This is a genomic window from Telluria sp. Soil_C_11, assembly GCF_057657395.1.
Map to the genome: position 1 here is coordinate 80,488 of NZ_JBDGIN010000017.1, position 8,049 is coordinate 88,536.

7 protein-coding genes are annotated in these 8,049 nt (G+C 65.2%); 5 read left to right on the forward strand and 2 right to left on the reverse strand.

Translation table 11 applies throughout. The features are described 5' to 3' along the window. Nucleotides 1-32 precede the first annotated feature (32 nt). Both AC3A6M_RS21160 and AC3A6M_RS21165 read left to right on the forward strand, forming a co-directional pair. Nucleotides 33-1,481, forward strand: coding sequence for an alkaline phosphatase (locus AC3A6M_RS21160; protein ID WP_487854689.1), 1,449 nt, complete (start codon nt 33-35; stop codon nt 1,479-1,481). A 17-nt stretch (nt 1,482-1,498) separates the two neighbouring features. Beyond that, on the forward strand, nt 1,499-2,869 hold the full coding sequence (locus AC3A6M_RS21165) for an alkaline phosphatase (protein WP_487854690.1): 1,371 nt from the start codon (nt 1,499-1,501) through the stop codon (nt 2,867-2,869). A 213-nt stretch (nt 2,870-3,082) separates the two neighbouring features. Here the strand turns inward: AC3A6M_RS21165 and AC3A6M_RS21170 are convergent, their stop codons facing one another. Further along, on the reverse strand, nt 3,083-3,481 hold the full coding sequence (locus AC3A6M_RS21170; RefSeq protein WP_487854691.1) for an SWIB/MDM2 domain-containing protein: 399 nt from the start codon (nt 3,479-3,481) through the stop codon (nt 3,083-3,085). A 234-nt stretch (nt 3,482-3,715) separates the two neighbouring features. Continuing rightward, nucleotides 3,716-5,080 (reverse strand): signal recognition particle protein, encoded by a 1,365-nt coding sequence (gene ffh / locus AC3A6M_RS21175; protein WP_487854692.1) that lies wholly within the window; start codon nt 5,078-5,080, stop codon nt 3,716-3,718. Nucleotides 5,081-5,332: 252 nt separating this feature from the next. Between ffh and AC3A6M_RS21180 the strand changes: the two genes are divergently transcribed. From AC3A6M_RS21180 to AC3A6M_RS21190, 3 genes are read left to right on the forward strand one after another with little or no spacing between them, the layout of a single operon-like run. After that, nucleotides 5,333-6,307 carry an ABC transporter substrate-binding protein gene (locus AC3A6M_RS21180; protein WP_487854693.1) on the forward strand — a complete coding sequence of 325 codons (975 nt, stop codon included), beginning with the start codon at nt 5,333-5,335 and terminating at the stop codon, nt 6,305-6,307. Between the two features lie 12 nt (nt 6,308-6,319). Continuing rightward, a complete protein-coding gene (locus AC3A6M_RS21185; RefSeq protein WP_487854694.1) occupies nt 6,320-7,156 on the forward strand; it encodes an ABC transporter permease in 837 nt (278 codons plus the stop codon). A gap of 2 nt (nt 7,157-7,158) precedes the next feature. Further along, on the forward strand, nt 7,159-7,953 hold the full coding sequence (locus tag AC3A6M_RS21190; protein WP_487854695.1) for an ABC transporter ATP-binding protein: 795 nt from the start codon (nt 7,159-7,161) through the stop codon (nt 7,951-7,953). The last annotated feature ends 96 nt before the right edge of the window (nt 7,954-8,049 follow it).

Here is an 8,049-nt window from a genome sequence, read left to right on the forward strand (position 1 = left end):
CTGCCTGCTTTCCTCATCAGGGAGCAAGCAGAATGCGTTTGACCACCTTCGCCGCCGGGGTGCTGATGGCCTGCGGGGCCGCCGCGCTCACGGGCTGCGCCAGCGCGCCGCCCACCGGCGCTGGCGCCGTGCCGGCCCATGATATCGACCGCCCCCGCAACGTGATCTTCTTCCTCGGCGACGGCATGGGCATCAATACCCTGACCGCCGCGCGCATCTACGCCGTCGGCGAATCCGGCGAGCTGACCATCGACACGCTGCCCGAATCGGCCTTCGTGAAGACGTATTCGAACGACGCGCAGGTGACCGACAGCGCGGCCTCGATGTCGGCCTACATGACCGGGGTGAAGCAGAACAACGGCGTGATCTCGATGTCGTCCGACACCCGCGCGATCGCGCCGGCGGCGGACGGCAGCAGCCGGTGTCTCAGCGGGCCAATGAGTGGTCAGCCGATGCCGACCCTGCTGGAACTGGCCAAGGCGCGCGGCCTGGCGACCGGCATCGTCACCACCACCAGCGTCACCGACGCCACCCCGGCGGCCACCTATGCCCACGCCTGCCACCGCAAGCTGCAGAACCAGATCGCGGCGATGATGGTGCCGGGCGGCGCCGGCTACAACCCAGCCCTGGGCAGCGGCATCGACCTCGTGTTCGGCGGCGGCGCCCAATACTTCCGGCCCGCGGCGAGCGGCGGCAAGCGCCTCGATGGCCGCGACCTGCTGGCCGAGCTGCAGGGCCGCGGCTACCGCGTGGCGCTCGACGCCGCCGGCTTCGCGGCGCTGGCGGCATCAAGCCAGCCGGCCATCGCCCTGTTCGCGCAGGACGACCTGGCCTACGACGCCGAACGCGATCCGGCGCGCCAGCCCAGCCTGGCCGAGATGACGCGCAAGGCGGTATCGCTGCTGGGCCAGCGTAGTAGCGATAAAGGCTTCTTCCTGATGGTGGAGGGCGGCCTGATCGACCACGCCCTGCACGACACCCGCGCCAAGCGCGCGCTGCAGGAAACCGCGGCCTTCGACGCCGCGCTGAAGGCCGCGATCGATGAGGTACAGAAGGTCGATCCGGGCCTGAAGCATACGCTGATCGTCGCCACCGCCGACCATGACCACACCCTGCTGATCAACGGCTATTCGCCGCGCAGCGGCAAGACCACCCCCGACAATCCCGGCGTGCTGGGCCTGGTGCGCGGCATCCCGGACGGTAAAGTCAAACTGGACAAGGATGGCGCACCCTATGCCATCCTGGGCTTCGGCACCGGCGAACACCGGGTGCAGGGCAGCCGTGCGGGGCAGGCCGGCCTGCTAGATGCCATCGTCAGTGCCGACGACTACCACCAGGAAGCGGCGGTGCGCATGAAGTCCGAGACCCATGGCGGCGCCGACGTCTACCTGGGCGCGCTGGGTGCGGGCGCGGAAGTCTTCCGCGGGACCATCGACAATACCCGCGTGTTCACGCTGATCAAGAACGCGGCCGGCTGGTGAGGCGCAAGGAGATGTCCATGAAAACCATCCATACCTGCGCGCTGCTGCTGGCGGCCGCATTCCAATCCCAGGCCTTCGCGCAGGCGCAGGCGAAGAACGTCATCTTCTTCCTCGGCGACGGCATGGGCCCGACCACCATCACCGCCGCGCGCATCTATCAATACAAGGAAGAGGGGCTGCTGAACTTCGAGCGCCTCGACCGCACGGCGCGCGTCAAGACCTATTCGGCGAACGCGATGGTCACCGACAGCGCGCCGTCGATGGGCGCCTACATGACCGGCGTGAAGATCAACAACGACGTGATCTCGCTGAAGGACGCGACCCCGCTTGCGCCGGGCAAGGACGCGAACGGCAACCCGACCGTCGACCGCTGCGGCGAGAATAACGGCACGGCGCCGATGACCATGCTGGAACTGGCCAAGGCTGCTGGCAAGTCCGTGGGCGCGATCACCACCACCGAGCTGACCCACGCGACCCCGGCCTCGACCTTCGCCCACGTCTGCAACCGCAATGCGGGGTACGCGATCGCGCAGCAGATCGTGCCGGGCGGCGCCGGCTACAACGCGCGCCTGAAGGATGGCGTCGACGTGCTGATGGGCGGCGGCCGCCCGCACTTCACGCCTTTCGATGCGAAGGCCAACCCGAAGGGCCGCGCGGACGGGCGCGACCTGCTGGCCGAATTCAAGGCGCGCGGTTATTTCGTGGCCGCGACCCGCGCCGACATGATGTCGGCCCTGCCGAACCGGAAGTTCGTGGGCGTCTATGCCGACAGCCACCTCGACTACGCCAGCGTGCGCAAGCCGACCCAGCCGACGCTGGCGGAGATGACGAATAAATCGATCGAGCTGCTGTCGAAGAACCCGAACGGCTTCTTCCTGATGGTCGAAGGCGGCAAGATCGACCACGCGCTGCACGACTCGAACGCGAAGAACGCGCTGGAAGAGGTGGTCGACTTCGACAACGCGATCCAGGCCGCGCTGGACCGCATGCGCCAGCTCGATCCGGGCCTGGAGCACACGCTGATCGTGGTAACGGCCGACCATGACCACACGATGGTGATGAACGGCTATCCGAAGCGCGGCAACCCGATCCTCGGCATCGTGCGCGACTACGCGACCGGCGAGCCGGCGCGCGACGCGGACGGCAAGACCTACACGACCCTGGTCTACGGCGGCGGCCCGAACCGCCAGGACCTCCGCAGCGACGTCGACGACGCCCGCGCGCAGGCCCTGGACTACCGCCAGGAGACGGGCGTGCGCCTGTCCGGCGAGGGGCACGGCGGCGGCGACGTCAAGCTGTACGCGGTGGGAGCGGGGTCGGCGCCGTTCAAGGGGACGATCGAGAATACCCGGGTGTTCGAGCTGATGAAGGCGGCGGCGGGGCTATGATGGCAGCAGCACCGTCGTTCCCGCGCCCTTTTCCGTCGTCCCCGCGAAGGCGGGGACCCAAGTTTGCGTGCGTTTCGTCAGCGCTGACAGAACTTGGGTTCCCGCCTGCGCGGGAACGACGTTTTAGCGCTAGCTAATAAACAAAAAGCCCCGGAAACCCGGGGCTTTTCGTTTGGACTGGTATCGGGCCTGTGGGGCGGCCTGTCGTCGTTTTTATTTGAGGTGATCCGAGATCAGCTTGGTCATCTCGAACATCGATACCTGGGCCTTGCCACCGAAGACGGCTTTCAGCTTGTCGTCGGCGTTGATCATGCGGCGGTTTGCAGCGTCCTGCAGGTTCTGGGCCTTGATGTAGTCCCAGACCTTCTTGGTGACTTCGGTACGCGGCAGCGGCTTGGCGCCCACCACTGCGGCCAGGGTCGCCGACGGGGTCATCTCTTTCATGAAGGCGGCGTTGGGCTTGCGCGCTGCGGCCGGCTTCTTTGCTGCTGCTGCTTTCGGTGCTGCTGCTTTGGCAGGAGCTGCCTTTTTTGCTGCAGGCTTCGCCGCTGCAGCCGGTTTTGCAGCGGCCTTCTTTGCCGGCGCTGCGGTGGTTTTTTTGGCTGTTGCCATCTTCGAGCCTCCTAAACGGAACACATGGAAAATTGCGCAATGATTCGCACCGGCTTATATTGGTAGGGTTTTAGTGTTCGTGCAAGTCTTTTTCGAAATTTTTTCACTCTAACAAGCACCAAAATGGCAGATCGTGCCAGCTCCGCCGGGCCAAGGTGAAGAAACGGGTCAAAAGGACGTAAAAAAACCGTGCGCAGCGGCTGCCACGCACGGCTTCGCAGGACCGTCCGACGATCAGCGCATGCCGGGCATCATGCCCTTCATCCCGCGCATCATCTTCATCAGGCCCCCGCCTTTGAGCTTCTTCATCATCGTGTTCATCTGATCGTACTGGGTCAGCATGCGGTTCACTTCCTGCACCTGCACGCCGGCGCCGGCCGCGATGCGGCGCTTGCGGTTGGCCTTGATCAGTTCCGGCTTGGCGCGCTCCTGCGGGGTCATCGAGTCGATGATGCCGCACATGCGGCGCACCTGCTTCTCGGCCTGGTCCATGTTGGCGCCGCTTGCTGCCTGCTGGAACTGGGCCGGCAGTTTATCCAGCAGTCCCGCCATGCCGCCCATCTTCTTCATCTGGGTCAGCTGGGCCTTGAAGTCGTTCATGTCGAACTTGCCGCCGGACTTGATCTTGTTGGCCATGTCGGCCGCGGCCTGCATGTCCACGCCCTTGCGCGCTTCTTCGACCAGGGCCAGGATGTCGCCCATGCCCAGCACGCGGTTGGCCATGCGCGCCGGGTCGAAGGCTTCCAGGCCGTCCAGCTTTTCGGACACGCCGGCGAACTTGATCGGCTTGCCGGTCACGTGGCGCACCGACAGCGCCGCGCCGCCGCGCGAGTCGCCATCGAGCTTGGTCAGGATCACGCCGGTCAGCGGCAGGGCTTCGTTGAAGGCCTTGGCGGTGTTGATCGCGTCCTGGCCGACCATGGCGTCGACCACGAACAGGGTCTCGATCGGCTTCACGGCGGCGTGCACCGCGGCGATCTCCTGCATCATCGCCTCGTCGATCGCCAGGCGGCCGGCGGTGTCGATGATCAGGACGTCGTGGTAGTGCTTCCTGGCCCAGTCCAGCGCATTGAGGGCGATGTCGACCGGCTTGTCGTTGGCGGTGGAGGGGAAGAAGTCGGCGCCGACCTGCTTGGTGACGGACTCCAGCTGCGCGATTGCGGCCGGGCGGTACACGTCGGCGGAGACGGTCAGGACCTTCTTCTTCTGTTCCTTGAGGTACTTGGCCAGCTTGCCGGTGGTGGTGGTCTTGCCCACGCCCTGCAGGCCCGCCATCAGGATGATCGCCGGCGGCTGCTGCGCGAACGAGAGCTGGGACGCCTCGGGGCCGAGGTCGGCGCCCATCAGGGCCGCCAGCTCCTTCTGCACCACGCCGACCAGGGCCTGGCCGGGGGAGAGCGAGCCGATGACTTCTTCGCCCAGCGCTTTTTCCTTCACTTTGGCGATGAATTCGCGGACTGCCGGCAGCGCCACGTCCGCCTCGAGCAGGGCCAGGCGCACTTCGCGCAGCATCTCGGCGGTGTTCGATTCGGTCAGACGTGCCTCGCCGCGCATCGTCTTGACGACCTTGGCAAGGCGTTGGGTCAGGTTATCCAGCATGGTTGTGTTCTACCTATCTACCTAATTAAGTGAGGGCGCAAACCGCCATTTTACCCCATGTCGGGATGGGTTTTCGCCGGACAAGACCCTCATCCGGCGGACCGCAAGCAGAAAAGTCAAACGGTCCGGCTGATACTTAGTAAATTATCAGTTGTACTGTTTGACAATGTGTTACTGAACGTTATAGCCTCATTGAGTACCAGCTTTGCATTACCGCCGCTCATTGAAGTAGAACATAACGGAGAGACAGCAATGACAGTAAAAGCGTTTGGCAAAACCTTCCTCATCGCCGCCCTGCTGGCCGCAGGCAGTGCCCAGGCCCAGGACGTCGTCCGTCTCGGCAACCTCAAGTTCGCGCACTACGGCGCGGTATCGTATATCAAGGAAATCGCGCCCAAGTGCGGCATCAAGGTCGAGGAGCGGGTCTTCGCCAAGGGCCTGGACGTGATGCAGGCCATCATCGCCGGTGAAATCGACGTCGGCACCACGGCGTCGGAAGCGGCGATCTCGGGCCGCGCCGGCAATGCGCCGATCTACGTGGTGGCCGGCTTCGCCAAGGGCGGGGTGCGGCTGGTGGCCGGGCAGGGCAGCAACATCAAGAGCGTCAAGGACCTGAAGGGCAAGAAGGTCGGCGTGACCCGCGGCGGCATCCAGGAAGTGCTGCTGATGGCCGAGCTGCAGAAAGCCGGCCTGAGCGCCGACGCCGCCCCCGGCAAGGACGTGCAGCTGGTGTTCCTGGCCTACGCCGACCTGAACCAGGCGCTGCTGGGCAAGAACATCGACGCCATGATGCAGTCCGAGCCGCAGTCCTCGCAAGCGATCAACAAGGGCTTCGGCGTGGAAGTCCTCAAGCCCTACGATACCCCGATCGGCTCGCCGGTGCGGACCATGGTGATGACCGAGAAGTTCTACACCACCAAGCGCCCGCTGGCCGAGAAGTTCATGCGCTGCTTCGTGCAGGCCACCAACACCTTCATCAAGGACCCGGCGCTGGCCGAGAAGTACGTGCGCGACGTCGTGTTCAAGGGCCAGATCTCGAGCGACGACTTCCGCGACGCGATGGGCAATGCCGAGTACACCTACGACATCACCCCGGAGCACATCCAGACCACCACGGACGTGATGTACAAGACCGGCGTCGGCCGCATGGCCAAACCGCCCGCAGCGAAGGAATGGGTCAAGACCGACCTGCTGGAAGAGGCCAAGAAGAGCCTCAACATCAAATAAGGTGGCATGGGGATGGTGAAACGAAAGTGGCAGGACATCGCGGTCGGCCTGGTGGTGCCGGCGATCGCGATCGGGATCTGGCAGTGGGTGGCGAACATGGGATGGGTCAACGCGAACGTCCTGCCGTCGCCGCTGGCGGTGTGGAATAAGTGGGTGGCCTATCTGCTGCCGCTGCAGGACTTCACGACCTGGCATGAGAACAACCCCCAGGGCAGCCGGCTGGCCTGGGCGTTCTCGGGCGAGCTGATCGTCGACTCGCTCAGCAGCCTGTACCGGGTGGTGGTCGGCTTCGCGGTCGGCGCCGGGCTGGCCCTGCCGCTCGGCCTGGCGATGGGCGCGAGCCGCATCGTGTATGCCTGGATGAACCCGCTGGCGCAGCTGCTGCGCCCGATCCCGCCGATCGCCTACATCCCGCTGTCCATGCTGTGGTTCGGGCTGGGCAACCCGCCGGCGATCTTCCTGATCGCGATCGGCGCCTTCTTCCCGGTGCTGATGAATACCATCGCCGGGGTGCGCCAGGTCGACGGCATCTACCTGCGCGCGGCGCGCAACCTGGGCGCCGGCGGCAGCACCATGTTCCTGCGCGTGATCCTGCCGGCCGCCGTGCCCTACATCCTGACCGGCATGCGGATCGGCGTCGGCACCGCCTTCATCGTGGTGATCGTGTCCGAGATGATCGCCGTGAACAACGGTCTCGGCTTCCGCATCAACGAGGCGCGCGAGTACTTCTGGTCCGACAAGATCATTGCCGGCATGATCACGATCGGCCTCCTCGGCCTGGCGATCGACTCGGCCATGAACAAGTTGAACAACTACCTGCTGCGCTGGCACCGCGGCCTGGAGCATTGAGCATGAGCGCGCACATCGTCATTGAGAATGTCAGCAAGGTGTTCGAGACCGACGGCCGCCGCATGGTCGCGCTCGAGAACATCGACCTCGAGATCCCGCGCGGCCAGTTCGTCTGCCTGCTCGGCCCGTCCGGCTGCGGCAAGTCGACGCTGCTCAACGCCGTCGCCGGCTTTGCCCCGCCGACCCAGGGCCGGGTGGTGGCCGACGGCGCGCTGGTCACCGGGCCGGGACCGGAACGTGGCATGGTGTTCCAGGAATACGCGCTGTTCCCGTGGATGACGGTCGAGCAGAACGTCGGCTTCGGGCTCGAGATCAAGGGACAGTCCCGCCCGCAGATCGCCGCGCGCGTGGCCGAGCTCCTGAAACTGCTGTCGCTGGAAGACTTCGGCAAGCGCTACCCGAAGGACCTGTCGGGCGGGATGCGCCAGCGGGTCGCGATCGCGCGCGTGCTGGCGCTGGATTCGCCGATCCTTCTGATGGACGAACCCTTCGGCGCGCTGGATGCGCTGACCCGCCGCAACCTGCAGGACGAGCTGCTGCGCATCTGGGCCGAGCTGAAGAAGACCGTGATCTTCGTCACCCACAGCATCGAGGAAGCGATCTACCTGGCCGACCGCATCGTCGTCATGACCTACCGGCCGGGCACGGTCAAGCGCGACATCATGGTCGAGCTGCCGCGCATGCGCGACCCGTCGGATCCCGAGTTCAATGCGCTCAAGCGCGAGCTGGGGCAGCTGGTGATGGAGGAGCAGCAGCGGCACCATGAAGCAGAGATCAAATCTGCTGCCGTCGACTAAACCCGTCGTCCCCGCCTGCGCGCACTGCTGTCCGGGATAATTAAGGAAGAGCAGCTACTGAAGAGAAGTAAGTAGCTGATGAGGTTGCGGGTAATG

Excerpts from the sequence above, each read along its gene's own strand:
- AC3A6M_RS21160 (WP_487854689.1), top strand. The coding sequence starts at position 33 with ATGCGTTTGACCACCTTCGCCGCCGGGGTGCTGATGGCCTGCGGGGCC.
- AC3A6M_RS21165 (WP_487854690.1), top strand. The coding sequence starts at position 1,499 with ATGAAAACCATCCATACCTGCGCGCTGCTGCTGGCGGCCGCATTCCAA.
- AC3A6M_RS21170 (WP_487854691.1), bottom strand. The coding sequence starts at position 3,481 with ATGGCAACAGCCAAAAAAACCACCGCAGCGCCGGCAAAGAAGGCCGCT.
- ffh (WP_487854692.1), bottom strand. The coding sequence starts at position 5,080 with ATGCTGGATAACCTGACCCAACGCCTTGCCAAGGTCGTCAAGACGATG.
- AC3A6M_RS21180 (WP_487854693.1), top strand. The coding sequence starts at position 5,333 with ATGACAGTAAAAGCGTTTGGCAAAACCTTCCTCATCGCCGCCCTGCTG.
- AC3A6M_RS21185 (WP_487854694.1), top strand. The coding sequence starts at position 6,320 with ATGGTGAAACGAAAGTGGCAGGACATCGCGGTCGGCCTGGTGGTGCCG.
- AC3A6M_RS21190 (WP_487854695.1), top strand. The coding sequence starts at position 7,159 with ATGAGCGCGCACATCGTCATTGAGAATGTCAGCAAGGTGTTCGAGACC.